Source organism: Cedecea neteri, assembly GCF_000758325.1.
In the GTDB taxonomy this organism is placed as follows: domain Bacteria; phylum Pseudomonadota; class Gammaproteobacteria; order Enterobacterales; family Enterobacteriaceae; genus Cedecea; species Cedecea neteri_B.
In genome coordinates, this window is record NZ_CP009459.1 from 750,964 (window position 1) to 776,732 (window position 25,769).

The following is a 25,769-nucleotide window of genomic DNA, read 5'->3' on the forward strand; positions in this document are numbered from 1 at the left end:
AAGAGGAAAAGCGCTAAGGCAACGCAATCAACCTGGGCGTGATGAACACGACTAATTCCCGACGTTGGTGCTTTTTCCCGTCGTGCCGGAACAATTGACCGATAAAAGGAATATTTCCTAGTAAAGGAACGCTATCCTGGGTGTGGTTTTTCTGTTGCTGGAAGATTCCGCCTAACGCCAGCGTCTCACCATCCTTCACCTCAACCTGCGTTTCAATCTCTTGCTTATCAATGGCCAAAGCTTCTCCATCCGCGTGCTGGATGCTGCGCCCTGGCATATTTTGGCTGATGCGAAGCTGCAGGCGAATGGTTTCGTGGTGACTTATCGTCGGCATGACTTCCATACCCAACACCGCCTCCTTAAACTCCACCGACGTGGCTTCATTTCTGCCATTAGAGACTTGATAGGGAATTTCCGTGCCCTGTTTGATGCTGGCAGACTGTTGGTGTGCCACCAGCAGGCGTGGGCTGGCGATGATTTCCAACTGCTGTTGCTGTTCAAGCGCGCTGAGCTCCAGCTCAAGCATGCGGCCGTTGATTCGGCCAATATTAAACCCCACTGTCGTGGTTGCCGCTTTCACCGCTAACTCACTTGAGACTGCTGTGGTCTGGTATAGCCCTGCCTCCGTATCACCTGCCGGGGAGCTCCACTTCACGCCGAGCTCCCGTAGTTTGTCCTGGTTAATGGTGACAATATGTGCGGACAGCTCGACCTGCCCCATCGAAACATCCATATCATTAATCCAGGCCGCAATGCGCTTTTGCGCCTGCTGACTGTCGCGCACCACCAAACGGTTTGTGCGCTTATCAACGGTAATGCTGCCCCTGGGCCCAAGCAGTTTTTCTTCATTCGCTTTTATTCCCGCAGCAAGGTCGGCGACTTCCGCGTAGCGCGGCGTATAAACCGCTTGTACCAACGGCTGCTCGAGCGCTTTTTGCTTACGGGCGGCCTCCTGCTGAGCACGTCGTTGCGCCGGATCCTGTTTCAGCTGGATTTGAAGAATATTGCCCGTCTTCGACGAAGTCAGATTTGCTAATCTGAGTACCTGCTGGAAAGCCTGCTCCCACGACACATCGGCCAAACGTAGCGAGAGATTCCCCGTCACCTCAGGTGCAATCATCACGTTAAAGTTTTGCTGCTCGGCCAGCGCCTGCAAAACCTGTACGACAGGCGTTTCATCTAGCGTCAGAGTGACGCGACTATTCGTCCATGCCGTCAGGGGCATCAGCATCAGTACGCCTGCCACGATATGCCTTATCATTGATTCCTCCCTCTATTTTCCAGTGGTAGTAACGCCCTTCGCAGGTGCCGGTGAGCGTAACCCTCATTTGCCGCTCAAGAAGCGTGGTCACCTGCACACCTGGCTCCAGAAATAAACCTTCTTTTACCCTTTGCCAGCGTTTCCCTGAGAATTGCATTAAGGCAATGCTTTCTGCAGAGCCCATCGGGTAAAACACGCCGCGTAACTGCCAGCCATCAAGCCGCTTAAGCAGCGCTTCACAGGGTGATACGGGTAAAAGAAAAGGATTACGCGGCGACGACAGCAAAGGCGAACTGAGCGCGACCAGTAGCATCCAACTAGCGGCTTTCATCGGTAGACTCCAGAGTGACCACAGCCCGTACCTGTTCCCCGGCTTCACTCAAGACAAAACCCGGCAGCTTCAGGTTGGCATAGCCGGCCAATTCCCTAAAAAAAGGCGGCACTTTGGGCCAGGGCAGCAGGATTTCCAGCATCGAATGTCGTGGATCGGGCTGCCACTTCACCAACCGCCCTCCAGACCGTTTTACCGCAGCCATGGCGGAAAACGTCTCCAGAGGCACTGCATCAGGCAGCGGCTCGTGTTTCGGCAAAACTGCAATTTTCCGCTGCTGCGAGAGCACATGCTGCCAGCGCTGATGGTTATGCTGTTCCTTTGCCTGCAATTCTTGTCGCAGGGGCCAAACCAGCAGCCATAAGCAGGCTAAAGCGGTTAATAACAGACACGCCAGCAGGCTCAACACCCGATATGCAACATGCCCGTCAATAAGGCGATCCAGGTTATTCAACATGCTCACCACCTTGTGGGTTTAAGCTGAAGGTAAAGACCAGACCTTTGTGTTTTTCATCCCGCAGTTCACCGGGCTTGACCTTAAACGCTCCTGGTAAATCGACCAGAGCTGCCTCAACCCGCTCCAGCTCTCGAGCATCTCCCGCCACGCCAGAGATGGTTGCGCTTTCGTTTTGCCAACTAACCCTCTGCAACCAGCTGTTTTCGGGCAGCCGTGAGGCCAGCATATTCAGCACGCCTTCCCAACGGGAAATGTTGCCTTTCCGCATCGCTTCCGCCTGCAATATCGCCAACCGCTGCTGGTAATCTTTCAACTCTGTTAGCTGACGTGATAACAGTGCCTTCAGGGCGGATTCCTGCACCTCATATTGGGTTGTCTGGGCCTGTTGCCAGCGCACTTTCATGGCGAGAGACTGAGTCCAGAGCAGCATCAGTCCCATAATCAAAAACACGCCACATATTAGAAAGCTGCCCCAGCGTTTTAGCCGATGACGGCGTCTTAACGGCCGCCACGGCAGGAGGTTTATCAGCGGCATCATTAACGTTCGGCCCCCAAAGCCAGCCCCAATGCGAGCGTATAAAGCCCACCGTGACGCGGCAATGGCGGCTGCTGGCGGACAAGGGGTTGCCATGCATTTAACCTTTCTGCTCCGGCAGGCCAGGGACCCTCAACATCAGCGTGACTGAAGGCGATTTCGCCGACGCTGGCCTCCAACTGCTGACAAAGGGCAAGGAAATCCACTGCCTGCCGCTTATCCAGCCAGCCGGAGCGTTCGCGGTTATTGACTGATGCCCACAGCCAGTACCCCGGTTCTTCATGAACCAGAAAACGACAATGCGCTGGATAGCAATCCTGGGGCAAGGCGCTCAGAATTTTGTCTCCCGGCGTTATCGTCCGGGGAAAGAGATTCATGCTGGCAAAAATAGCCTGCAGCGCAGCAATATCAGCCTGTTTAGCCGCCGTCACGGAAAATGACGAATCATCCTCCAGGTAGTCGTAGCAGAGTTGTTCCGAGGGCATTTGCAACTGGCGAGCCGTCGCACCCGAGATATACTTCTCTTGGGCCGATTCCTGTAACCGCTGTGGAGGTCTGGGAACCTGACGTTGCAAAACCCTCTGTGCTGGAAAACCAACCCGCAAATGATGACGTACGGGGATTTCTTTACGCCATGCGGCAAGTACCTCGCGCAGTGTGTCAGGTTCGGGTAACATGCCGTCCGCAAGTGTTTGTTTCGGGAAAGCTAAATACCACCAATGGCGCAACTGCCACCCTTGCCGGTGCCATTGTACGGCTGCGGCACGTATGCCCTCCGCCTGAATATCCAGGCCAATCCGCCAACCAGGAAACATCATGGTTTCGATCTCCTTATCCGGATGATAAACAGCCTTGCCCCCGAAACAGTAACGGGTATATCAAAGCTCCTGGCTTGCCTTTATACTACCGCGCGGTTGTTTAGAAACTGCCCAATTGAAACCTGATGGGAAATTTAAGGTGAAGTTCGTAAAGTATTTATTAATCCTTGCAGTCTGTTGCGTTCTGCTGGGAGCTGGCTCGATTTACGGTTTATACAAATACATTGAGCCCCAGCTGCCCGACGTGGCGACGTTGAGAGATGTGCGACTGCAGATTCCAATGCAGGTTTACAGCGCTGACGGCGAGCTGATCGCTCAGTATGGCGAAAAACGCCGTATTCCGCTAACCCTGAACCAGATCCCTCCGGTGATGGTTAAAGCGTTTATCGCAACAGAAGACAGCCGCTTTTACGAGCACCACGGCGTTGACCCGGTGGGCATCTTCCGTGCTGCAAGCGTGGCGCTGTTCTCAGGCCATGCTTCTCAGGGCGCAAGTACTATCACGCAGCAGCTGGCGCGTAACTTCTTCCTTAGTCCGGAACGCACCCTGATGCGTAAAATTAAGGAAGCGTTTCTTGCGGTTCGCATTGAACAAATGCTGAACAAAGACGAGATCCTTGAGCTCTACCTGAACAAAATCTACCTCGGTTACCGCGCCTATGGCGTCGGCGCTGCCGCTCAGGTTTACTTCGGCAAAACGGTCGATCAGCTAACCCTGAGCGAGATAGCGGTGATTGCCGGGCTGCCTAAAGCGCCGTCAACGTTTAACCCGCTGTACTCTATGGATCGTTCAACGGCACGCCGTAACGTGGTGTTGTCGCGCATGCTGAGCGAAGGTTACATCAGCCAAAGCCAGTACGATGAAGCGCGCAGTCAGCCGATTGACGCCAGCTATCACACGCCTGAAATCGCCTTCTCCGCGCCATACCTTTCAGAGCTGGTGCGTCAGGACATGGTCGCCCGCTACGGCGACAAAGCCTACGAAGATGGCTACAAGGTTTACACCACGCTGAGCCGTAAAATTCAGCAGGGTGCCCAGGATGCCGTTCGCAACAACGTCATGGCCTACGACATGCGACATGGCTACCGCGGCCCGTCCAATGTGCTGTGGAAAGTGGGAGAAAGCGCCTGGGATAAGAAAAAAATCACCGATTCACTGAAAAGCCTCCCGGTTTATGGCCCACTCTTCCCGGCGGTTATCACCCGCGCCGTGCCTGATGAAGCAACGGCGATGCTGGCCGATGGCAGCTCTGTTTCGCTGGGTATGGAAGGCATGCGCTGGGCGCGTCCGTACCGCTCTGACACCGCGCAAGGCGCTACGCCACGCAAAGTGACCGACGTAGTACAGGCAGGTCAGCAGATTTGGGTTCGTAAGGTGGATGATGCCTGGTGGCTTAGCCAGGTGCCCGACGTTAACTCGGCGCTGGTTTCGCTCAATCCACATGATGGGGCCGTACTGGCGCTGGTCGGCGGCTTTGACTTTAACCAAAGTAAGTTCAACCGCGCGACCCAGGCGCTGCGTCAGGTCGGTTCAAACATCAAGCCTTTCCTGTATACCGCAGCCATGGACAAGGGCCTGACGCTGGCGAGTATTCTTAATGACGTGCCTATTTCACGCTGGGATGCCGGGGCGGGTTCCGACTGGCGGCCGAAGAACTCTCCTGCTCAATATGCCGGGCCAATCCGTTTGCGTCAGGGGCTGGGTGAATCCAAGAACGTAGTAATGGTAAGAGCAATGCGGGCTATGGGCGTCGATTATGCCGCAGAATACCTGCAGCGTTTTGGCTTCCCGGCAGCGAACATTGTTCATACCGAATCGCTGGCGCTGGGCTCAGCCTCCTTTACGCCAATGCAGGTTGCTCGCGGTTACTCCGTCATGGCAAACGGCGGCTTCCTGGTTGACCCTTACTACATCACCAAAATCGTCGACGACACGGGTAATACCGTATTTGAGACCAAGCCTAAGGTCGCCTGTGCCAGCTGCGATATTCCTGTTATCTACGGCGATACGCCAAAATCAACGGTACTGGAAAACCAGGACGTAGAAGACGTTGCCGTTTCGCAAACGCCACAAAACAGCAGCGTACCGATGCCTCAGCTGGAGCAAGCTAACAGCGCTCTGGTGGCGAAAGCACAGGGCGAGGAGTATGCGCCACACGTGATCAACACGCCGCTAGCGTTCCTGATCAAAAGTGCGCTTAACAGCAACATTTATGGTGAACCAGGCTGGCAAGGAACCGGCTGGCGAGCAGGCCGTGATTTGAAACGTAAGGATATCGGCGGCAAAACCGGGACGACAAACAGTTCGAAAGATGCCTGGTTCTCCGGCTACGGCCCGGGCGTGGTCACGTCGGTCTGGATTGGCTTTGACGACCATCGCCGCGACCTTGGCCGCACCACGGCTTCAGGCGCGATTAAAGATCAGATCTCCGGCTACGAAGGCGGCGCAAAGAGCGCCCAGCCCGCCTGGGATGATTTCATGAAAATCGCGCTGGCGGGTGTGCCAGAAGAGCCGATGACGCCACCACCGGGTATCGTCACCGTCAATATTGACCGCAGTACCGGGCAGTTAGCCAACGGCGGCAACAGTCGTGAAGAGTATTTCATCGAAGGTACGCAGCCCACGCAGCAAGCCGTGCATGAAGTAGGCACGACGCTTATCGATAACGGGGAAGAGCACGAGCTGTTCTAACCCAAGCCAAAATAGCAAAGGGCCGCTTAGCGGCCCTTTTTCATTCTTTAGCGGTCAGATTTACAGCCTGCCCTGCTCTTTTAACCATTCCCGGACAAGGAACAACGCGCTGACGTTACGTGCCTCGCTGAAGTCATCTTCATTGAGCAAATCCATCATTTTCGCCAGCGGCCACCTTACCTGCGGCAGTTCTTCCGGCTCATCCCCTTCCAGGGATTCGGGATACAGATCTTCCGCAATAACAATGTTCATTTTGCTGGAGAAATAGGACGGTGCCATCGTCAGCTTTTTCAGAAACGTTAGCTGGTTCGCGCCAAAGCCCACTTCTTCTTTCAGCTCGCGGTTTGCGGCCTCAAATACCGTTTCGCCCGGGTCGATCAGCCCTTTAGAGAACCCAAGTTCATAGGATTCTGTGCCAACCGCGTATTCACGGATTAAGATCAAGTGGTCATCAACAACAGGCACTATCATTACCGCCTCACGGGAAGACGGTTTCATGCGTTCGTAGACGCGGCGAACGCCATTGCTAAATTCCAGATCCACCGTTTCGACATTAAACAGCCGTGAACGCGCCACGGTTTCGACATTTAAAATCGTTGGTTTTATTAGTGATTTGCTCATGTGGCCGGGATCAACAGTGAAAGAGGTAAGTTATTGTGCGGCATGCCGCACATATCGTGCAACGAGCATTGGCTATTATTTACATTTTTGTAACGTTTGGCGCGCTAAAACACGTAATCTGACCCGCTGTCAAGGCAGGGACTATTGAATAGGAATTTACTTGTATTTCGGACGAAGTCGCTTTGCTAACATTGTGTTACTGTAGGCCGGTCGCCTTAAAAATAGCTCAAGTTTGCAGCTTTACCTGCCGATAATGATTTCTGACTTCTTAACCATTTGAAAGGCCGATCTTTTGCCGAGTTTGATGAAAAAGACGATTGTTTGATGGGGAAAGCATGAGCACCTTATTATTTCTGTTAGCTGCTATGCTGGCCTGCGCACTGATAGCCGGATGGCTGATTTGGCGGAGCCTGAAGCTACGTGCCCAGGTTTCGCACGATCGTTCCTTCTCCGGTGCCACCACGCGTAAACTAACCCCAGAAGAGCGCGTTGCCGTCGAAAATTACCTCGAGCGTTATTCCCGTTCCCAGGAGCTGATTGGTCCCTCCGGCGCAAGCAATCCACCGCCAAGACTAACGCTCATCGCGCAAAGCAGCACGGTTTTCTCCCTGACCCGGTCGATCACTCGCTACGGCCTCTCTGCCGATGACGCCAATAAATGGCGTTATTATCTTGATTCTGTTGAAGTTCATCTGCCGCCGCTCTGGGAACAGTTCATCACCAACGATAACGACGTAGAGCTGATTCGGACGAGCAGCATCCCGCTGGTGATTTCGCTCAATGGCAATACGCTGCAAAACGATACGCTGGATGTGCAGCAGTACGCCCTGGAAGGCTACTCAGGTACTCAGGCCTCCATTCGCGGCGAAGAAAGCGAGCAAATCGAGCTGCTAAACATTCGCCAGGAAACTCAGGAAGAGTATTCCCTGAGCCGCCCCGATGGCGTGCGCGAAGCCGCGCTTATTTGCATCGCTTTTATCATGCTGTTCCTGAGTCTCGTGACGCCGTCGGTGTTCCTGCCCTGGCTGATTGGCGGCGCCGTCCTGCTGATTGTCGCTGGGTTGTGGGGCCTGTTTGCCCCGCCAGCGAAAACGGCATTGCGCGAGATCCACTGCCTGCGCGGCACCCCAAAACGCTGGGGGCTGTTCGGCGAGTCCGATCAGGAACAGATGAACAACATCTCCCTGGGCATTATCGATCTGGTGTATCCGCCGCACTGGCAGCCTTTTGTGGCTCAGGATCTGGGGCAGAAAACCGACATTGATATCTACCTTGATCGCCATGTGGTGCGTCAGGGACGATTCCTTTCACTGCATGATGAAGTGCGTAACTTCCCGCTACAGCACTGGGTGCGTAACCTCCTGATTGCCTCAGGTGCGCTGCTAGTCCTGTTGATGATGACTATTTGGGTGCCGCTGGAAATGCCGATCAAACTTAGCGCCTCATGGTTGAAGGGCGCTCAGTCCATCGAAGCCACCAGCGTTGAGGAGTTAGCCAAATACAAGCTGCAGGTAGGCGATACGCTGAGAGTGAATGGCACGGGGATGTGTAATATTCAAACCCCAGGCGGTTATCACTCGCGCCAGAACTTCCCATTCACGCCATTCGATTGCTCGCAGATTATATGGAATACCGCCCGCCCTCTGCCCTTGCCGGAGTCCGAGATCATGGACAAGGCGGTTGCCCTGACTAAAGCCGTCAGCGGCCAAATCCATCCTCAAGGGGGAGAAGCTGACAGCAAGGTAAACCCACAGCTCGCAGACGCCATTCAGAAATCAGGCATGGTTCTGCTGGATGATTTTGCCGGGATTGTGAAAAAAACTCAGGCACTGTGTACCGCAGAAGAAGAGTGCGTCCGTCTGAAGAATGCGCTAGTAAACCTGGGCAACACCAAAGACTGGGATTCCCTGATCAAACGCGCGGATTCAGGAAAACTGACCGGGGTGAATGTTTTGCTGCGGCCAGTTAGTGCCGAGTCGCTGGATAACCTGGTGACCACCTCAACCGCTCCCTTCTTTATTCGTGAAACGGCGCGAGCCGCACAGTCACTAAATAGCCCTGCCCCTGGTGGCTACATCATCATCAACGATGAAGGTGGTGATTTCGTGGACCAGCCGCTGCCGCCAATGTCGCTGTATGACTTCCCGCCTCAGGAGCAATGGACCGAATTTCAGCGACTGGCGGAAATGCTGCTGCACACTCCGTTCCACGCCGAAGGGATCATTACCGGCATCTTTACGGATGCCAACGGTACCCAGCACGTCACCCTGCATCGGATCTCAGACACTCATAGTCTCTGGAGCTACATCGGTATTTCTCTGATGCTGATTGCGATGCTGGCCTGCGCTGCAATAAACAGCGTTCTGGCAGTGACTCGCTATCGCCGTGCCAGTACGCGGCTGGCTGAAATTCAGCGCTATTATGATAGCTGCTTCAACCCCACACTGACTCCGCCCACGCCGCTGAAGTAGCCGCTACGGGTAAACTTTGCGTACCGGGTTGTGCTACCGTGGTACGCTATTTTCCCTCAATCGAGACTAAAGCTATGTCTGGTGCTATTGCCTGGCAGGACGTGGACACCCTGCTGCTGGATATGGACGGGACCCTGTTGGACCTGGCCTTCGACAACCATTTCTGGAAAAAGCTGGTGCCGGAAACCCTTAGCCTTCAGCGCGGTATTCCGCTGCAGGACGCCTATGAATTGCTTTCCCGCGAGTACCACGCCGTGCAGCATACGCTAAACTGGTACTGTCTCGATTACTGGAGCGAACGCCTCGGGCTGGATATTTGTGGCATGACCACCGAACAAGGGCCAAAAGCCGCGCTGCGTGAAGATACCGTGCCGTTTCTTGAAGCGGCGAAGGCCAGCGGCAAGCGCCGCATTCTGCTCACCAACGCGCACCCGCATAACCTGGCGGTGAAGCTTGAGCACACGGGTTTGAACCAGCACCTTGATTTATTACTTTCCACCCACACATTTGGTTATCCGAAAGAAGATCAGCGTTTATGGCAGGCGGTGGCCGGGCATACCGGATTCGATGCGGCCAGAACCGTCTTTATCGACGACAGCGAAGCGATTCTTGATGCAGCCGCAACGTTTGGGATTCGCTACTGCTTTGGCGTCCTCAACCCGGATTCAGGTGAAGCGGAAAAAACGTTTGAGCGCCACCCTGGCCTGAGCGATTACCGTAGCCTGATCCCGTCGCTTTCCGCTTAAGGAGGCGTAATGAAAGAAAAAACCGCCGAGGGCGTACGCCTGGATAAATGGCTGTGGGCCGCGCGCTTTTACAAAACCCGTGCGGTGGCGCGGGAAATGGTTGAAGGCGGGAAAGTGCACTACAACGGCCAGCGCAGTAAGCCGAGTAAACTGGTTGAGCTTCATGCGGTTCTCACGCTACGTCAGGGAAACGACGAGCGCACCGTAACCGTACTGGGTATCACCGAACAACGCAGGCCAGCCGCGGAAGCCACTCAGCTTTATGAAGAGACGGCGGAAAGCATCGCTAAACGGGAAAAAGTGGCGCTGGCGCGCAAAATGAACGCGCTGACCATGCCGCATCCCGATCGTCGCCCGGATAAAAAAGAGCGGCGAGATTTGATGAAATTTAAACACGGTGGCGAAGCGTAAATTCGCCGACCAGTAAGAGAGATGACGATGACTCAACACGACCAACTACACCGCTATCTGTTTGAAAACCACGCCGTACGTGGCGAGCTGGTGACGGTTTCCGAAACCTGGCAGCAGATCATGGAAAACCATGATTACCCGCAGCCGGTCAAAAAAATTCTGGGCGAACTGCTGGTCGCCACCAGCCTGCTGACCGCCACGCTGAAGTTTGACGGCGATATCACCGTTCAGCTTCAGGGCGATGGCCCGATGACGCTGGCCGTGATTAACGGCAATAACAAACAGCAAATGCGCGGTGTGGCTCGCGTACAGGGTGATATCCCGGCGGATGCTGCATTAAAAGATCTGGTGGGCAACGGTTATCTGGTGATCACCATCTCCCCAAGCGAAGGCGAGCGCTATCAGGGCGTGGTCGGTCTGGAAGGGGATACGCTGGCCGCCTGCCTGGAAGATTACTTCATGCGTTCCGAGCAGTTGCCAACTCGCCTGTTTATTCGTACCGGTGAAGTAGACGGCAAAGCGGCGGCGGGCGGTATGCTGCTGCAGGTTCTGCCGGCGCAAAACGCGGAAACCGACGACTTCAACCATCTTGCGACCCTGACCGAAACCATCAAGGCCGAAGAGTTGCTGACGCTGCCGGCGAACGATGTGCTATGGCGCCTGTATCACGAAGAAGAAGTCACGCTGTACGATCCGCAGGACGTAGAGTTCAAATGCACCTGCTCACGCGAGCGCTGTGCTGACGCGCTGCGCACGCTGCCGGACGAAGAAGTCGACAGCATTCTGGCCGAAGACGGCGAAATCGACATGAACTGTGATTACTGTGGCAGCCGCTATGTGTTTGACTCCATGGACATCGCCGCGATCCGCAACAATGCCTCTCCGGCGGATCCGCAGGTTCACTAAGTTTGCAAAACGCCTCCAATCGGAGGCGTTTCTTTCAGCGGTAATAGTCAATTTTAACCCGCTGCCCCTGCACCATCACGTCCTGCCAGACCTTCGGTGCCGCCGTCAGCTTTCCTTCAGAAGCGGCTTGCTTCAGCGCCGACATCATCTGATTTTTATCCAGATCCCGGGCCTGGCCGATATCCTTCCAGCTCCCGTCGACCTTGCCGTACACTTTGCAGTAGCTCATTTCCGGCTGGCACAGCAGCCATTCATCCTGCCCGTCGCCGTTCAAATCCATCCCAACCAGCAAACACTTATCCTCGTCATCCAGACACTCGCGAGCCTGGTAACTTTCATCTTTTACCATGGCCTGCCACCACGCGTTTTCCGGCACGCGGTTTTTATCCGCCAGCACGATACGCTGACGTAGAGACTCAACCGTCAGCTTCGCCACCGTCACACCGCCCGTCTTGCCGTTGCTCAACAGCATTGCCAATTGTCTTCTGCGATCAGGGCTGGCAGTAAACACCGGGTCTTTTTGCAGCTCGCTGAGCGCATCGTAGCCCCGCCGCCCGGCGTATTGCAGCATGGTCATACTCACCTTCTCGGGCTTCAGGATGCCGCTGTGGTAACGCGCCATTTGGTTATTAACGCTGATCCGGTAAGGGTCCAGAAGCGGGGAATTCACCGCGACCAGCAAGGCCAGCGCCAGCAAAAGCACCGCGCGGTTAATGACTCCTGGCTGTAGAACAGGCTCCCGACGCTGGCGAACGAGCGTGACAACATAGCCAAAGGCCCACACCAGCACGGTGAAAGTTATCAGCGCCGCATATACCCTTGTCGGCGTCCAGCCGTATGACGAAACGCGCAACCACAGCGCATAGCTTGCCAGCAAGGCATAAACCGGCGACAGCAATAACGTCAGCTTTATCGCGCCATCAAGCAGAGCAGGATAAGGTCTAGCTTCTCTTTCCGGGTGATAAGCCACTGCGGCAGTGCCCATCACCATCAGCGTCAGCGTGTTGAGCAGTGCATTACAGGAAAAGTGCAGTGAAATAGACCCCAGGCCTACCACCGGCAGCGTCGCCAAAAACATCAGAGAAATCAGCGAAAGCAGCGGTAAAAGCCCCGTCGCAAAAACGCTGAAGAAATGTTTTACCGCGTTAATAGCCCGAACCTGGTCACGGCAAAGCGTTACCGCCAGCGCCGCTGCCGTACAGGTAGCAATCCAGGCAAACGCCGACGAACTGAAAAACAGGCGATCAAAGAAAGTGATATCCACCAGCTTGAATAACCCGGCCCAAAGCGCCAGCACACCCCAGAAAAAGAGCACCAGCAGCCCGGTCAGCAGCAGAGTAATACCGTTCCGCCAGAGCTGGCCGTAGAATACCTGCCAGCTTCCCCAACCGCGATTCGAATGCAGCCGTCCCTGTAGCCAGGGCAAGGTCAGAAACAGCATCGCCGCCAGCGAACAGAGATACCCCAGCACAATATCGTGCCGGTTCCAGCTTTCCAGCCCCTGAGTCGTCCAGTTCACCCAGCCGCTCATCAACGCCACAATCGGCAAGGGGAGTAGCGCCAGGCCCCAAAATCGCAGGCCATTGAAACGCACAGTGATAAGCGCCAGCGTCGCCGCCAGCACTACGGACAGGGAGCGCAGGTACAGGGCCTGATTATCCCCTCGCAGCCAGATGCTACTCACCCTGTCTCCTTCGGTGAGATACAGCACCACGCCTAAAAGAAACCCCACCAGCAAAATTCCCCAGCGGGTCGCCTTAGGTAACGGTTCAGACATGAACATGGTTGTCATCCCTTATTAGCTCATTTTGGACTTAGTGTAACGGCTTGCTGCGACTTGCAAATGACGCTCTTGTTTCATTGCGTTGCGTATGAGAGCGCGTTCATTCACAAAGTTCTCCGTTTTTATCCTAATTATTAACATATCCGCCATATTTTCCCCGAAAGCCAGCGAATTCCTGCCATACTCTGCCCCCGTTGCGGCATCCCCTGTGCATTTCCCCTGTTAAATTTAAGCAGGCGCGTAAATTTATGATAGTGGTCGCGGTTAACACCCCCTAAACAACCCTACAATATTCGGCAGTATAAATTGGCTAAGGAGCAGTGAAATGCGAGTTAAAGGCATAACCCCGCAAGATCTCAAGGCTTATGGCATTCATGACGTCAGCGAAGTCGTCTATAACCCCGATTACGACACCCTTTACCGCGAAGAACTCGACCCTAACCTGCAGGGTTTTGAGCGCGGTGTGGTCACTAACTTAGGCGCTGTCTCCGTAGATACCGGGATCTTCACCGGCCGCTCTCCAAAAGATAAATACATCGTCCGCGATGACACCACCCGCGACACCTTATGGTGGGCCGACAACGGTAAAGGCAAAAACGATAACAAACCGCTTTCCGAAGAAACCTGGCACCAGCTCAAAGGGCTCGTCACTCATCAACTGTCAGGCAAGCGCCTGTTTATTATTGACGCTTTCTGCGGGGCCAACGCCGATACCCGTCTGTCAGTGCGTTTTATCACTGAGGTTGCCTGGCAGGCCCACTTCGTGAAAAACATGTTTATTCGCCCAACGGACGAAGAGCTGGAGACGTTTGAGCCTGATTTTGTGGTGATGAACGGGGCTAAATGTACCAATCCAAACTGGAAAGAACAGGGCCTGAACTCTGAAAACTTCGTGGCCTTTAACCTGACTGAACGCATGCAGCTTATCGGCGGCACCTGGTACGGCGGCGAGATGAAGAAAGGGATGTTCTCTATCATGAACTACCTGCTGCCGCTGAAGGGTATCGCTTCCATGCACTGCTCGGCAAACGTCGGTGAAAAAGGGGATGTGGCGGTGTTCTTCGGCCTGTCCGGCACCGGTAAAACAACGCTTTCTACCGACCCGAAACGCCGCCTGATTGGCGACGATGAGCACGGCTGGGACGACGACGGCGTATTCAACTTTGAAGGCGGCTGCTACGCCAAAACCATTCGCCTTTCAGAAGAGGCTGAGCCGGATATCTATCACGCGATCCGCCGCGATGCGCTACTGGAGAACGTCACCGTCCGTGCCGATGGCACAATCGACTTCGACGATGCGTCCAAAACGGAAAACACCCGCGTTTCTTACCCGATTTATCACATCGACAACATCGTTAAGCCGGTGTCGAAAGCGGGCCACGCGACCAAAGTTATCTTCCTGACTGCGGATGCCTTCGGCGTACTGCCGCCGGTTTCCCGCCTCACCGCGAACCAGACTCAGTACCACTTCCTGTCCGGTTTTACCGCCAAACTGGCGGGCACCGAGCGCGGCGTGACTGAGCCAACGCCAACCTTCTCCGCCTGCTTCGGCGCGGCGTTCCTGTCGCTGCACCCAACGCAGTATGCGGAAGTGCTGGTAAAACGCATGCAGGCATCCGGCGCGCAGGCATACCTGGTGAATACCGGCTGGAACGGCACCGGCAAACGCATCTCGATCAAAGACACACGCGCGATCATCGATGCCATTCTCGACGGCTCGCTGGACGACGCAGAAACCTTTACGCTGCCGATGTTTAACCTCGCCATTCCAACCTCTCTCGCGGGCGTTGATACCCAGATTCTGGACCCGCGTAATACCTACGCGTCCCCGGAACAGTGGCAGGAAAAAGCGGAGCAGCTGGCGAAACTGTTTGTCGAAAACTTCGAGAAATACACCGATACTCCTGCCGGGGCAGCCCTGGTCGAAGCCGGTCCGAAGCTGTAAATCTGAAGCATTAGGCGAAAAAAAACGAACCCTTCGGGGTTCGTTTTTTATTGGGCTACAGGTCGCCTAGCTTTCCCGGTGAGTTACCACTCGGGTTATCGGCAATGGGAGATAAGCCCTGATACGCAGCCCTCCCCGCTCGCTTTTCCCGAGATCCAACATCCCGTTATGGTTGTCGATGATGCGCTGCACGATAGCTAAGCCCAGCCCTGTGCCGCTGGTACTGCGGGCACTGTCGCCGCGCACAAACGGCTGAAACAGATGCTGAAGCTGGTCTGGCTCAATGCCCGGACCATCATCTTCCACCTGGAACCAGGCGCGGTTTAACTCGCTGCCGCTGCTGACTTTGATCCAGCCATTGCCGTAGCGCGCCGCGTTTACCACCATATTCGCCACCGCACGCTTGATAGAGAGCGGATGGATATTCAGGCGGATTTCGCCGGCCTGCAGGTCGGTATCGATTTCGCGCTCGTAGCCGCTCTCTGCCGCAATCACTTCCCCGAGTACGCTATTGAGATCCGCCATCTCCAGCGGCATCTCCTGCCCGGTGCGCAGGTAGTCGATAAACTGTTCGATAATCGCATTACACTCTTCGATATCTTTGTTAATCGACTCGGCCAGATAGCCATCCTCCTGCCCCATCATTTCGGTCGCCAGACGAATACGCGTCAGCGGCGTGCGCAGGTCATGGCTGACGCCCGCCATCAGCAGCGTGCGGTCGTCGGCCAGCTGTTTAACGCCCGCGGCCATATGGTTAAACGCCCGCGTCACCGACCGCACTTCCGAAGCGCCATATTCGCGCAGAGGAGGAGGAATAATCCCTTTACCGACCTGCAGCGCAGCGTGCTCCAGGTCGACCAGCGGTCGGTTCTGTATTCGAATAAACAGCCATGCGCCGCCTATCGCCAACAGCATGATAGCCAGCGTGTAGCGGAACAGCGGGGAGAAATCGCCCTGATGGATTTCAGTCAGCGGAACGCGGACCCAGATATTCGGCGACAGCCAGGTTTTCAGCCAGACAACCGGGGAGCTTTTGTTCACCTCAACGCGCACTTCGGTCGGGCCGCCAAGCTGCTGCGCCATTTGCTGGCTCAGAAACTCGTAGTGCTGCGCCCAGCGCAGGCCAGCGTCTTCCGCCGCCTCGTTGGAGTAAAGTGAAATGCCCAGCTCGCGGTAAATCTCACGACGAAACGCAGGCGGCACCACAAGTTGGGTGCCGTCTTCAAGCTGCAGTTTGTCGGTCATTAGCATTCTGACTTCGTACGCCAGCACCTTATTAAACTGCTGCAGGCTCGGCAAAATCGCGAAGTTCAGAACGACAAGATAAGTCGTCACCAGGCTGACGAACAGCAAGGTGACGATCAGCAACAGCGTACGGGCAAACGAGCTTCTGGGGGAGAAGCGAACTCGCCTCATGCCTTAGCGCCGTCCGGGACAAAGACGTAGCCAAGACCCCAAACGGTCTGGATATAACGCGGATGCGCCGGGTCCTCTTCCACCATGCGGCGCAGGCGGGAGATTTGCACGTCAATGGAGCGCTCCATCGCGGAGTATTCGCGACCACGGGCCAGGTTCATCAGTTTGTCGCGGGAAAGCGGCTCGCGCGGGTGACTGACCAGCGCTTTCAGCACCGCAAATTCACCGCTAGTCAACGGCATAGGCTCATCTTCGCGGAACATTTCACGAGTGCCGAGATTCAGCTTGAACTTACCGAAAGCGATAACCGCCTCTTCCTGAGAAGGCGCACCCGGCAGTTCGTTCGCCTGACGGCGCAGGACCGCACGAATACGGGCCAGCAGTTCACGCGGGTTAAACGGCTTAGGAATATAGTCATCCGCGCCGATTTCCAGGCCGACGATACGGTCAACTTCTTCGCCCTTCGCGGTCACCATGATGATCGGCATTGGGTTACTCTGGCTGCGCAGACGGCGGCAGATAGAAAGACCATCCTCGCCCGGCAGCATGAGATCCAGCACCATCAGATGGAAGGATTCACGGGTCAGCAGGCGATCCATTTGTTCGGCGTTGGCGACGCTGCGAACCTGGAAGCCCTGCTCGGTGAGATAACGCTCTAACAGCGCGCGCAGACGCATGTCGTCATCGACCACCAGAATTTTATAGTTCTCTTGCATCGTTTGTACTCCCAAAGGCTCGAACAGTTGAGTGTGTATTCTTAAAAAACTGCGCTAATACAACCAGTCAATTCTGGTATACATTCTAGTCGAAATTGTTACAAAGCATATTAAACAGTCGGTTATCAACGTTTTAAATCAAAATTTGGTGACTTGCTTCCCAAAATGCACCGGTTGCATTCTTCATTGAGCATCGGTTTAAATCACACTCTGATTTTACAGGCTGCAGGGCAGAAAGATGAAAACGCCGTTAATCACCCGCGAAGGCTACGAAAAGCTCAAAAAAGAGCTGGATTATCTGTGGCGTGAAGAGCGCCCCGAAGTGACCAAAAAAGTGACCTGGGCCGCCAGCCTCGGCGATCGCAGCGAAAATGCCGACTATCAGTACAACAAAAAACGCCTGCGTGAAATTGACCGCCGGGTTCGCTACATCACCAAATCCCTCGAGCGCCTGAAAATCGTCGATTACTCACCGCAGCAGGAAGGCAAAGTCTTCTTCGGCGCGTGGGTCGAAATCGAAAACGATGACGGCGACCTGCTGCGTTTTCGCATCGTCGGCTACGACGAGATTTTTGGCCGCAAGGACTACATTTCTATTGATTCACCGATGGCGCGAGCGCTGCTCAAAAAAGAAGTTGGCGATTTGGCCGTGGTACAAACGCCAGCGGGAGAGGCGCAGTGGTACGTCAATGAAATTGAGTACCCTAAACCCGAGTAATGCGCACAGAACTGTCTGAAACCCAATATCGCTGGGTCGGCGGCTGGCATTTTCGCGCCCCGATCCGTATAACTGTTTGCTGAATTTTCCGTACTACACAGATGAAAAGCCATGATGAATGATTCGCTTTGCCGCATTATTGCGGGTGAGCTTCAGGCCAGAAACGAACAGGTGGAAGCTGCCGTTCGCCTGCTGGATGAAGGGAATACCGTGCCGTTTATTGCACGTTATCGTAAGGAAGTCACCGGCGGTCTGGATGACACGCAACTGCGTCAACTGGAGACTCGTCTTAGCTACCTGCGCGAGCTGGAAGAGCGCCGTCAGGCCATCCTCAAGTCTATTTCCGAGCAGGGGAAACTGAGCGACGAACTTGCCGGGGCCATCAACGGCACGCTGAGCAAAACCGAACTCGAAGACCTTTACCTGCCGTATAAACCCAAGCGCCGTACCCGCGGGCAAATCGCCATCGAAGCCGGCCTTGAGCCGCTGGCGGATTTGCTGTGGAACGAACCTTCACACGACCCGGAGCAGGAAGCCGCTCGCTTTGTGGATGCCGACAAAAGCGTCGCCGACACCAAAGCCGCGCTGGACGGGGCGCGCTACATCCTGATGGAACGCTTCGCCGAAGATGCCGCGCTACTGGCAAAAGTACGCGACTATTTGTGGAAAAATGCGCACCTGGTTTCTACCGTGGTAAGCGGTAAAGAGGAAGAAGGCGCGAAGTTCCGCGACTACTTCGCCCACCACGAAGCCATTGCCACCGTTCCCTCTCACCGTGCGCTGGCGATGTTCCGCGGGCGTAACGAAGGTATTTTACAGCTGTCGCTGAATGCCGATCCGCAGTTTGATGAGCCGCCGCGCGAGAGCTACTGCGAACAGTTGATCATCTCTCATCTGAATCTGCGCCTGAACAATGCCCCGGCAGACAGCTGGCGTAAGGCCGTGGTGAGCTGGACCTGGCGCATCAAGGTATTAATGCACCTTGAAACCGAGCTGATGGGCACCGTGCGCGAACGCGCCGAAGACGAAGCCATTAACGTTTTCGCCCGCAATCTTCACGATCTGCTGATGGCGGCCCCGGCTGGCCTGCGCGCCACCATGGGCCTCGATCCGGGCCTGCGTACCGGGGTAAAAGTCGCGGTGGTTGACGCCACCGGCAAGCTGGTAGCAACCGATACTATTTACCCGCATACCGGTCAGGCTGCAAAAGCCGCCGTGGCCGTGGCTGCGCTTTGTGAGAAACATAACGTCGAGCTGGTCGCCATCGGCAACGGTACCGCATCCCGTGAAACCGAGCGTTTCTTCCTGGATGTGCAAAAGCAGTTCCCGAAAGTCACCGCCCAGAAGGTGATTGTCAGCGAGGCAGGCGCTTCCGTTTACTCCGCTTCCGAGCTGGCGGCGCTGGAATTCCCGGATCTGGACGTGTCCATTCGCGGTGCGGTCTCCATTGCCCGTCGTCTGCAGGATCCACTTGCCGAGCTGGTGAAAATCGACCCGAAATCTATCGGCGTGGGCCAGTACCAGCACGATGTCAGCCAGACTCAGCTGGCGAAAAAACTGGATGCGGTCGTCGAAGACTGCGTGAACGCCGTTGGGGTAGATCTCAACACGGCCTCCGTGCCGCTGCTGACCCGCGTGGCAGGCCTGACCCGCATGATGGCGCAGAACATCGTCAACTGGCGCGACGAAAATGGCCGCTTCCAGAACCGCCAGCAGTTGCTGAAAGTCAGCCGCCTGGGGCCAAAAGCTTTTGAGCAGTGTGCGGGCTTCCTGCGTATCAACCACGGCGATAACCCGCTGGATGCCTCCACCGTTCACCCGGAAGCCTATCCGGTGGTCGAACGTATTCTGGCCGCCACTCAGCAGGCGCTGCAGGACCTGATGGGCAACAGCAGCGAACTGCGCGATCTGAAAGCCAGCCAGTTTACCGATGAGCGTTTCGGCGTCCCTACCGTGACGGACATTATCAAAGAGCTGGAAAAACCGGGCCGCGACCCGCGCCCTGAGTTTAAGACCGCACAGTTTGCCGAAGGCGTTGAAACCATGAATGACCTGACACCGGGCATGGTGCTGGAAGGCGCGGTGACCAACGTCACCAACTTCGGCGCATTTGTCGACATCGGTGTGCATCAGGACGGCCTGGTGCATATCTCATCCCTGTCGGACAAATTCATCGACGATCCGCACAAAGTGGTGAAAGCGGGCGATATCGTGAAGGTCAAAGTGCTGGAAGTTGACCTGCAGCGCAAACGCATCGCCCTGACCATGCGTCTTGACGAGCAGCCTGGCGAAGGTGGCAGCCGTCGCGGTAATGGCGGTAGCAACGCGCCTCGCGAGCAAAAAGGCAGACCAGCAGCGCAGCAAAAACCGCGCGGGCGCGAAAACGCCGGCGGTGGAAATAGCGCGATGATGGATGCTCTGGCCGCAGCAATGGGCAAGAAGCGTTAATTACCTGACCTCTCCCTTCGGGGAGAGGTCTTATTTCTCCCGTCGCCTACAAAAAGCAGAAAAATAACGTCTCCTTGATCTAAATCAATTTTCAATATTTACTCCACCATGAAACCAGCAATTATCATCCCTGTAACATCGGTAATAGTGAAATAACATCCATCGCTCACCAAAGCGAAGTTATTACTCTATTTTTCATATAATTAAGAAACCACCTTCTTTAGCTCTTTAAAAACGAGCCCACCAAACCAGCCAGAAAAATACCTATTTTGGTTAAATTCACCCAGAAAAATAAATATTGTCGACGGTAACCATTCTCATTATCATTGCATTGAACGATATTTCTTCTCTTTCTTCCGATAGCTTAATTCGTTTTTATTACACGCATCGCTCGTGAATAAAACGATCATTCAGTCAGCGTCAATGCAGAGCCCAGCTCTAAGTAGGCCTTATGCAATTCATACCGAATAGCGCGTGGAAAATTACCGGCTTCGCCAGTGAAATCAGTCCGGCTTATCGCCAAAAATTATTGTCTCTCGGCATGCTGCCGGGCTCCTCATTCAACGTCGTCCGCGTGGCGCCTCTCGGCGACCCTATTCATATCGAAACGCGCCGCGTAAGCCTGGTGCTACGCAAAAAAGACCTCGCGCTGGTCAATATCGAAGCCGTGGCGTAACGGCGGGGAAACGTTCGCGTTTTTTGCACATTCAACGAAGTTCACGAATAAAATGAAAAACTTAACCATAGGTTTAATCGGCAATCCTAACTCGGGTAAAACCACGTTATTCAACCAGCTGACGGGGGCTCGTCAGCGCGTGGGGAACTGGGCAGGTGTCACCGTAGAACGCAAAGAAGGTCAGTTTTCCACCCTTGAGCACCAGGTCACGCTGGTTGATTTACCCGGTACCTACTCACTCACCACCATTTCGTCGCAAACTTCGCTTGATGAGCAAATCGCCTGTCACTACATCCTGAGCGGCGATGCCGATCTGTTAATCAACGTAGTGGATGCGTCTAACCTTGAGCGTAACCTCTACCTGACGCTCCAGTTGCTGGAGCTGGGCATCCCGTGCGTGGTGGCTCTGAACATGCTGGACATCGCCGAGAAGCAGGCGATCCGCATCGATATCGATGCGCTGGCTGCCCGCCTTGGTTGCCCTGTCGTGCCGCTGGTGTCTACTCGCGGGCGCGGTATTGAAAGCCTGAAGCTCGCCATTGACCGCAAGCAGCCCAACGAGAAAAACGAGCTGGTTCACTATCCGCAGATTTTGCTGCAAGAGGCAAAAAAACTGGCCGAGGATATGCCGCAGGAAATGCCGGTGACGCAGCGCCGTTGGCTGGCGCTGCAGATGCTGGAAGGGGATATCTACAGCCTCGCTTATGCGGGCAATGCCACAGACAAACTTGACGCGGCGCGCGCGCGCCTGGCAGAGACCGTTGAGGACCCCGCGCTGCTGATCGCAGATGCCCGTTACCAAAGCATCGCCTCCATTTGCGACGCGGTTAGCAATAGCCTGACCGCCGAACCCAATCGGCTGACAGTAGCGATGGATAAAATCATCCTCAATCGTTACCTCGGCCTGCCGATCTTCATGCTGGTGATGTACCTGATGTTCCTGCTGGCGATTAACATTGGCGGCGCGCTGCAGCCCATTTTTGATGGCGGCTCGGTGGCGATATTCATTCACGGCATCCAGTGGCTCGGTTATACGCTGCACTTCCCTGAATGGCTGACGATTTTCCTCGCTCAGGGGATCGGCGGCGGGATCAATACCGTGCTGCCGCTGGTGCCACAAATCGGCATGATGTACCTGTTCCTGTCTTTCCTGGAAGATTCCGGCTATATGGCTCGCGCGGCCTTTGTGATGGATCGCCTGATGCAGTCGCTTGGGTTACCGGGTAAATCCTTCGTACCGCTGATTGTCGGCTTCGGCTGCAACGTGCCTTCGGTCATGGGCGCCCGCACGCTTGATGCGCCGCGCGAAAGGCTGATGACCATCATGATGGCGCCGTTTATGTCCTGCGGTGCGCGCCTGGCGATTTTCGCGGTGTTTGCCGCCGCATTCTTTGGCCAGCAGGGCGCGCTGGTGGTGTTCTCGCTGTATATTCTCGGCATCGTGATGGCTATTCTCACCGGCCTGATGCTGAAGCACACCATCATGCGCGGCGAAGCTTCGCCGTTCGTCATGGAGCTGCCGGTTTACCACGTCCCACATCTCAAGAGCCTGATTTTACAAACCTGGCAGCGCCTGAAAGGCTTTGTGCTGCGCGCCGGGAAGGTCATCGTGATCGTCAGTATTTTCATCGGCGCCCTGAACAGCTTCTCCTTTAGCGGCAAGACGGTAGATAGCATCAACGATTCCGCCCTTGCCTCTGTCAGCCGCGTGTTAACCCCTCTGCTGAAGCCAATTGGTGTCCACGATGACAACTGGCAGGCCACCGTCGGGCTGTTTACCGGCGCGATGGCCAAAGAAGTGGTGGTCGGCACGCTGAATACCCTCTATACCGCCGAAGATATCCATAATGATGAGTTTGATGCCGCAAGCTTTAACCTGCTTGATGAGCTGGGCGCTGCCGCCGATGAAACCTGGCAGGGGCTAAAAAACACTTTCAGCCTGAGCGTGCTGGCGAACCCCATTGAAGCCAGCAAAGGCGACGGCGAAATGTCCTCCGGGCCGATGGGCGTGATGAGCAGCAAGTTTGGTAGCGAAGCCGCCGCCTACAGCTATCTGATTTTCGTTCTGCTCTATATTCCGTGCATCTCGGTGATGGGCGCCATCGCCCGTGAATCGAGCCGGGGCTGGATGACGTTTTCCGTGCTGTGGGGGCTGAACATTGCCTATTCACTCTCCACGCTTTACTACCAGAGCGTCACCTTCAGCGAGCATCCTCAGTTCAGCCTGGTTTGCATCCTGGCGGTGATATTGTTCAATGTGCTGTTACTTGGCGGCCTGCGCCGGGCTCGTAGCCGCGTTGATGTCTCACTACTGGCCACCAGAAAAACGCCGTCGTCCTGCTGCCAGAGCAGCACCGGCGACTGTCACTAAGGAGCAATGATGGCAAGCCTGATTGATATCCGTAACGCCCTGGCGCTTCAGGGCCGCCTGGAAGCGAAGCAGATAAGCCAGCAGCTTGCCACGCCTCTGCCGTTGGTAGCCGCCATGCTCGATCGACTGGAGGCAATGGGCAAAGCCATGCGCATCAGCGAAGACCCGAGCAGTTGCCTGACGGGAAGCTGCAAAAGCTGTCCGGAAGGGAAAAAGTGCGCCCGGGAACTTTGGGCGCTGCGGTAAGTTAATCTGATGAAAGGCGAGCTATCCCGCCTTTTTACTGCCCGTCAGCTATGCCGTTGTTGCCCCCAGGCCAGCAGAGCCTGACAGAATTCGGCCGGATGAGAGATAAACGGCGCGTGGGCGGCCTTGTCGAAGATAACCGAGCTGGACTGCGGCCACAGGACGTCCAGCAGGGGAACTACTTTCCGGGGCACAAGCCCGTCCAGTCGGCCATACAGACGTAAATGTGGTATTGCAGAATGCGAAAACTCCTGGCGCAGATCGGCGGTTCTTAGGATCTCAAGCCCGCCATTAAGCACGGCCACGTCCGGCATCGGCTGCTCCAGAACAACGGTTTTCAGCAGGCGAGCATCCTGCCGCGCGGTTTCCGTGCCCAGGGTTTGAAGCGCCAGAAAACGCTCCACGGTACGCTGAAAATCTTCGCTTAGCTGCTGCTGGAACCCGGCCAGCACGTCCGGTTTAATGCCCGGCCAGTCTTCTGCGGCGGTAAAACAGGGTGAGGAAGCCACCGTCACCAGCGCGCTCACGCGTTCAGGCCTGGCGAGCGCAGCCTGGCTTGCTACCAGCCCACCGAGGCTCCAGCCAAGCCATGTGGCACATTCAGGCGCTTTAGCCAGCACAATGTCGGCCATTTCCTCCAGCGTTAAGGCACCAAATCCCTTGCTCCGGCCATACCCCGGCAAGTCGACCAGATGCAGCCGAAATTGCGAGCCGAGTTCGGATTCTATGTTGTGCCAAACCTCCGCATTCAGTCCCCATCCGTGCAGCAGCACAAGATCGCGTTTTCCTTCACCTTTTGTTTGCCACCACAGCTCACTCATCAGTTACCGTTCTCATTTTCATCAGCAAGGAGAACGCTATGCTAACAATCCCTGGCCGCTGTTGGCTATGCCGGTTACCGCTTGCCCGTCCGACATGGGGTATTTGCTCCTGCTGCACCACTTCGCTGCTTCAGCCCCTGGCCTGTTGTTTGCAGTGTGGTTTACCGGCGTTGAGCGGGCATTTGCCCTGCGGACGCTGTCTGCAAAGAGCACCAGAGTGGGACACAATGGCCTATGTGACAGACTACCTGCCGCCGTTAAGCACGCTGATTCATCACCTGAAATTTACCGGAACGCCCTCGCTCGCGCCGGCCTTAGCCCGCCTTTTGCTGCTGCGTATTCTGGCAGCCAGGCGAGAGGGCAGCCTTCAATTGCCCGATGCTATTTTGAGTGTGCCACTGCACCATACCCGAGCGTGGCGGCGCGGTTATAACCAAAGCGCACTTATTGCTACTCCACTCTCACACTGGTTGGGTCTGGAGCATTATCCCTCTGCAATCAAACGCATACGCTCATCGCCAGCCCAACATACGTTGACGGCAAAGGAAAGAAAGAGGAATTTGAAAGGCATCTTTAGGGTTGAAATTCCCGTCGCGGGTCGCCATATGGCGATTGTGGATGATGTCGTGACGACGGGTAGTACTGTTGCGGAGATAGCGCGATTGCTGAAAAGGCAGGGCGCGGCGACTGTCCAGGTATGGTGCCTGTGTCGAACCTTGTAGACCCTCGACGATGGGCGTATTATAACCGACTAAAATAGTCAACTATTGAGCAATCGTTATGATCCGTATTTCCGATGCTGCACAATCCCACTTTGCCAAGCTGCTGGCAAATCAGGAAGAAGGGACGCAAATCCGCGTATTCGTAATCAATCCTGGCACCCCGAATGCGGAGTGTGGTGTGTCTTATTGTCCGCCGGATGCGGTTGAAGCGACCGACACGGCGCTGCCGTTCGAGCAGTTAACGGCTTATGTTGATGAGCTGAGCGCACCTTATCTGGAAGATGCCGAAATCGACTTCGTCACCGACCAGCTCGGTTCCCAGCTGACGCTGAAAGCGCCTAACGCAAAAATGCGTAAGGTTTCTGACGACGCGCCGCTGATGGAGCGCGTTGAGTATATGCTGCAGGCGACCGTTAACCCACAGCTGGCAGGCCACGGCGGTCGCGTCACGCTGATGGAAATTACCGACGAAGGCTTCGCCATTCTGCAGTTTGGCGGCGGCTGTAACGGTTGTTCAATGGTAGATGTGACGCTGAAAGAAGGGATCGAGAAACAGCTTCTGGCTGAGTTCCCTGAGCTGAAAGGCGTGCGTGACCTGACCGAACACCAGCGCGGTGAGCACTCTTACTATTAATTAGATAAGCCCCTCACCCCGACC

The 25,769-nt window shown here is 55.4% G+C and carries 23 protein-coding genes; 13 read left to right on the plus strand and 10 right to left on the minus strand.

What is annotated here, in order from left to right; all coding sequences use genetic code 11:
- Positions 1-13: 13 nt before the first annotated feature.
- The 5 genes from pilQ to LH86_RS03685 are packed head-to-tail and all read right to left on the minus strand — an operon-like array spanning position 14 to position 3,402.
- Positions 14-1,261, minus strand: a complete 1,248-nt coding sequence (gene pilQ / locus LH86_RS03665) for a type IV pilus secretin PilQ (RefSeq protein WP_071842809.1) — start codon at positions 1,259-1,261, stop codon at positions 14-16.
- Positions 1,200-1,592, minus strand: a complete 393-nt coding sequence (locus LH86_RS03670) for a HofP DNA utilization family protein (RefSeq protein ID WP_039298390.1) — start codon at positions 1,590-1,592, stop codon at positions 1,200-1,202. Before LH86_RS03670 ends, pilQ begins: the two co-directional genes overlap by 62 nt.
- Positions 1,579-2,049, minus strand: a complete 471-nt coding sequence (locus tag LH86_RS03675; RefSeq protein ID WP_039298393.1) for a hypothetical protein — start codon at positions 2,047-2,049, stop codon at positions 1,579-1,581. Before LH86_RS03675 ends, LH86_RS03670 begins: the two co-directional genes overlap by 14 nt.
- A complete protein-coding gene (locus LH86_RS03680) occupies positions 2,039-2,587 on the minus strand; it encodes a PilN domain-containing protein (RefSeq protein WP_156107006.1) in 549 nt (182 codons plus the stop codon). Before LH86_RS03680 ends, LH86_RS03675 begins: the two co-directional genes overlap by 11 nt.
- On the minus strand, positions 2,587-3,402 hold the full coding sequence (locus LH86_RS03685; protein ID WP_039298398.1) for a hypothetical protein: 816 nt from the start codon (positions 3,400-3,402) through the stop codon (positions 2,587-2,589). Before LH86_RS03685 ends, LH86_RS03680 begins: the two co-directional genes overlap by 1 nt.
- A gap of 139 nt (positions 3,403-3,541) precedes the next feature.
- On the opposite strand from LH86_RS03685, the gene mrcA reads away from it, so the two are divergent.
- Entirely contained in the window at positions 3,542-6,094 is a 2,553-nt protein-coding gene (mrcA, locus tag LH86_RS03690; protein ID WP_039298402.1) for a peptidoglycan glycosyltransferase/peptidoglycan DD-transpeptidase MrcA, read from the plus strand.
- A 60-nt stretch (positions 6,095-6,154) separates the two neighbouring features.
- Here mrcA and nudE read toward each other — a convergent pair whose 3' ends face one another.
- Positions 6,155-6,715: an ADP compounds hydrolase NudE gene (gene nudE, locus LH86_RS03695; protein ID WP_039298405.1), complete on the minus strand. Its 561-nt coding sequence runs from the start codon at positions 6,713-6,715 to the stop codon at positions 6,155-6,157.
- A gap of 335 nt (positions 6,716-7,050) precedes the next feature.
- Here nudE and LH86_RS03700 point away from each other — a divergent pair, with 335 nt between their 5' ends.
- The 4 genes from LH86_RS03700 (at position 7,051) to hslO (ending at position 11,249) form a co-directional block, all read left to right on the plus strand.
- Positions 7,051-9,186 (plus strand): intracellular growth attenuator family protein, encoded by a 2,136-nt coding sequence (locus LH86_RS03700; protein ID WP_039298408.1) that lies wholly within the window; start codon positions 7,051-7,053, stop codon positions 9,184-9,186.
- 74 nt (positions 9,187-9,260) lie between these two features.
- Positions 9,261-9,932, plus strand: coding sequence for a GMP/IMP nucleotidase (gene yrfG / locus LH86_RS03705; protein ID WP_039298411.1), 672 nt, complete (start codon positions 9,261-9,263; stop codon positions 9,930-9,932).
- A 9-nt stretch (positions 9,933-9,941) separates the two neighbouring features.
- Positions 9,942-10,343: a ribosome-associated heat shock protein Hsp15 gene (gene hslR, locus LH86_RS03710; protein ID WP_039298413.1), complete on the plus strand. Its 402-nt coding sequence runs from the start codon at positions 9,942-9,944 to the stop codon at positions 10,341-10,343.
- Positions 10,344-10,370: 27 nt separating this feature from the next.
- Positions 10,371-11,249, plus strand: coding sequence for an Hsp33 family molecular chaperone HslO (hslO, locus tag LH86_RS03715; RefSeq protein WP_039298416.1), 879 nt, complete (start codon positions 10,371-10,373; stop codon positions 11,247-11,249).
- 34 nt (positions 11,250-11,283) lie between these two features.
- Here hslO and LH86_RS03720 read toward each other — a convergent pair whose 3' ends face one another.
- Entirely contained in the window at positions 11,284-13,032 is a 1,749-nt protein-coding gene (locus tag LH86_RS03720) for a DUF4153 domain-containing protein (RefSeq protein WP_052045543.1), read from the minus strand.
- A gap of 325 nt (positions 13,033-13,357) precedes the next feature.
- Here LH86_RS03720 and pckA point away from each other — a divergent pair, with 325 nt between their 5' ends.
- Positions 13,358-14,977, plus strand: a complete 1,620-nt coding sequence (pckA, locus tag LH86_RS03725) for a phosphoenolpyruvate carboxykinase (ATP) (RefSeq protein ID WP_039298421.1) — start codon at positions 13,358-13,360, stop codon at positions 14,975-14,977.
- A gap of 66 nt (positions 14,978-15,043) precedes the next feature.
- Here the strand turns inward: pckA and envZ are convergent, their stop codons facing one another.
- On the minus strand, positions 15,044-16,393 hold the full coding sequence (gene envZ / locus LH86_RS03730; RefSeq protein ID WP_039288465.1) for a two-component system sensor histidine kinase EnvZ: 1,350 nt from the start codon (positions 16,391-16,393) through the stop codon (positions 15,044-15,046).
- Entirely contained in the window at positions 16,390-17,109 is a 720-nt protein-coding gene (ompR, locus tag LH86_RS03735; RefSeq protein ID WP_006177890.1) for a two-component system response regulator OmpR, read from the minus strand. Before ompR ends, envZ begins: the two co-directional genes overlap by 4 nt.
- 238 nt (positions 17,110-17,347) lie before the next feature.
- Between ompR and greB the strand changes: the two genes are divergently transcribed.
- From greB to feoC, 5 genes are all read left to right on the plus strand, one after another.
- Positions 17,348-17,827 (plus strand): transcription elongation factor GreB, encoded by a 480-nt coding sequence (greB, locus tag LH86_RS03740; protein ID WP_038478036.1) that lies wholly within the window; start codon positions 17,348-17,350, stop codon positions 17,825-17,827.
- Positions 17,828-17,938: 111 nt separating this feature from the next.
- Positions 17,939-20,275: a Tex family protein gene (locus LH86_RS03745; RefSeq protein ID WP_039298424.1), complete on the plus strand. Its 2,337-nt coding sequence runs from the start codon at positions 17,939-17,941 to the stop codon at positions 20,273-20,275.
- Between the two features lie 451 nt (positions 20,276-20,726).
- The gene (gene feoA / locus LH86_RS03750) at positions 20,727-20,951 is read left to right on the plus strand and encodes a ferrous iron transporter A (protein ID WP_008457875.1); all 225 of its coding nucleotides are present in this window, start codon (positions 20,727-20,729) and stop codon (positions 20,949-20,951) included.
- A 52-nt stretch (positions 20,952-21,003) separates the two neighbouring features.
- The gene (feoB, locus tag LH86_RS03755; protein ID WP_039298427.1) at positions 21,004-23,322 is read left to right on the plus strand and encodes a Fe(2+) transporter permease subunit FeoB; all 2,319 of its coding nucleotides are present in this window, start codon (positions 21,004-21,006) and stop codon (positions 23,320-23,322) included.
- A 9-nt stretch (positions 23,323-23,331) separates the two neighbouring features.
- Positions 23,332-23,568 (plus strand): [Fe-S]-dependent transcriptional repressor FeoC, encoded by a 237-nt coding sequence (gene feoC / locus LH86_RS03760; RefSeq protein WP_038478024.1) that lies wholly within the window; start codon positions 23,332-23,334, stop codon positions 23,566-23,568.
- A 44-nt stretch (positions 23,569-23,612) separates the two neighbouring features.
- On the opposite strand, the gene bioH is transcribed toward feoC, so the two are convergent.
- The gene (bioH, locus tag LH86_RS03765) at positions 23,613-24,389 is read right to left on the minus strand and encodes a pimeloyl-ACP methyl ester esterase BioH (protein ID WP_039298431.1); all 777 of its coding nucleotides are present in this window, start codon (positions 24,387-24,389) and stop codon (positions 23,613-23,615) included.
- A gap of 38 nt (positions 24,390-24,427) precedes the next feature.
- Between bioH and gntX the strand changes: the two genes are divergently transcribed.
- Together gntX and nfuA are read left to right on the plus strand one after the other, a co-directional pair.
- A complete protein-coding gene (gntX, locus tag LH86_RS03770; protein ID WP_039298433.1) occupies positions 24,428-25,111 on the plus strand; it encodes a DNA utilization protein GntX in 684 nt (227 codons plus the stop codon).
- Positions 25,112-25,169: 58 nt separating this feature from the next.
- Positions 25,170-25,745 (plus strand): Fe-S biogenesis protein NfuA, encoded by a 576-nt coding sequence (gene nfuA / locus LH86_RS03775; protein ID WP_039298438.1) that lies wholly within the window; start codon positions 25,170-25,172, stop codon positions 25,743-25,745.
- The last annotated feature ends 24 nt before the right edge of the window (positions 25,746-25,769 follow it).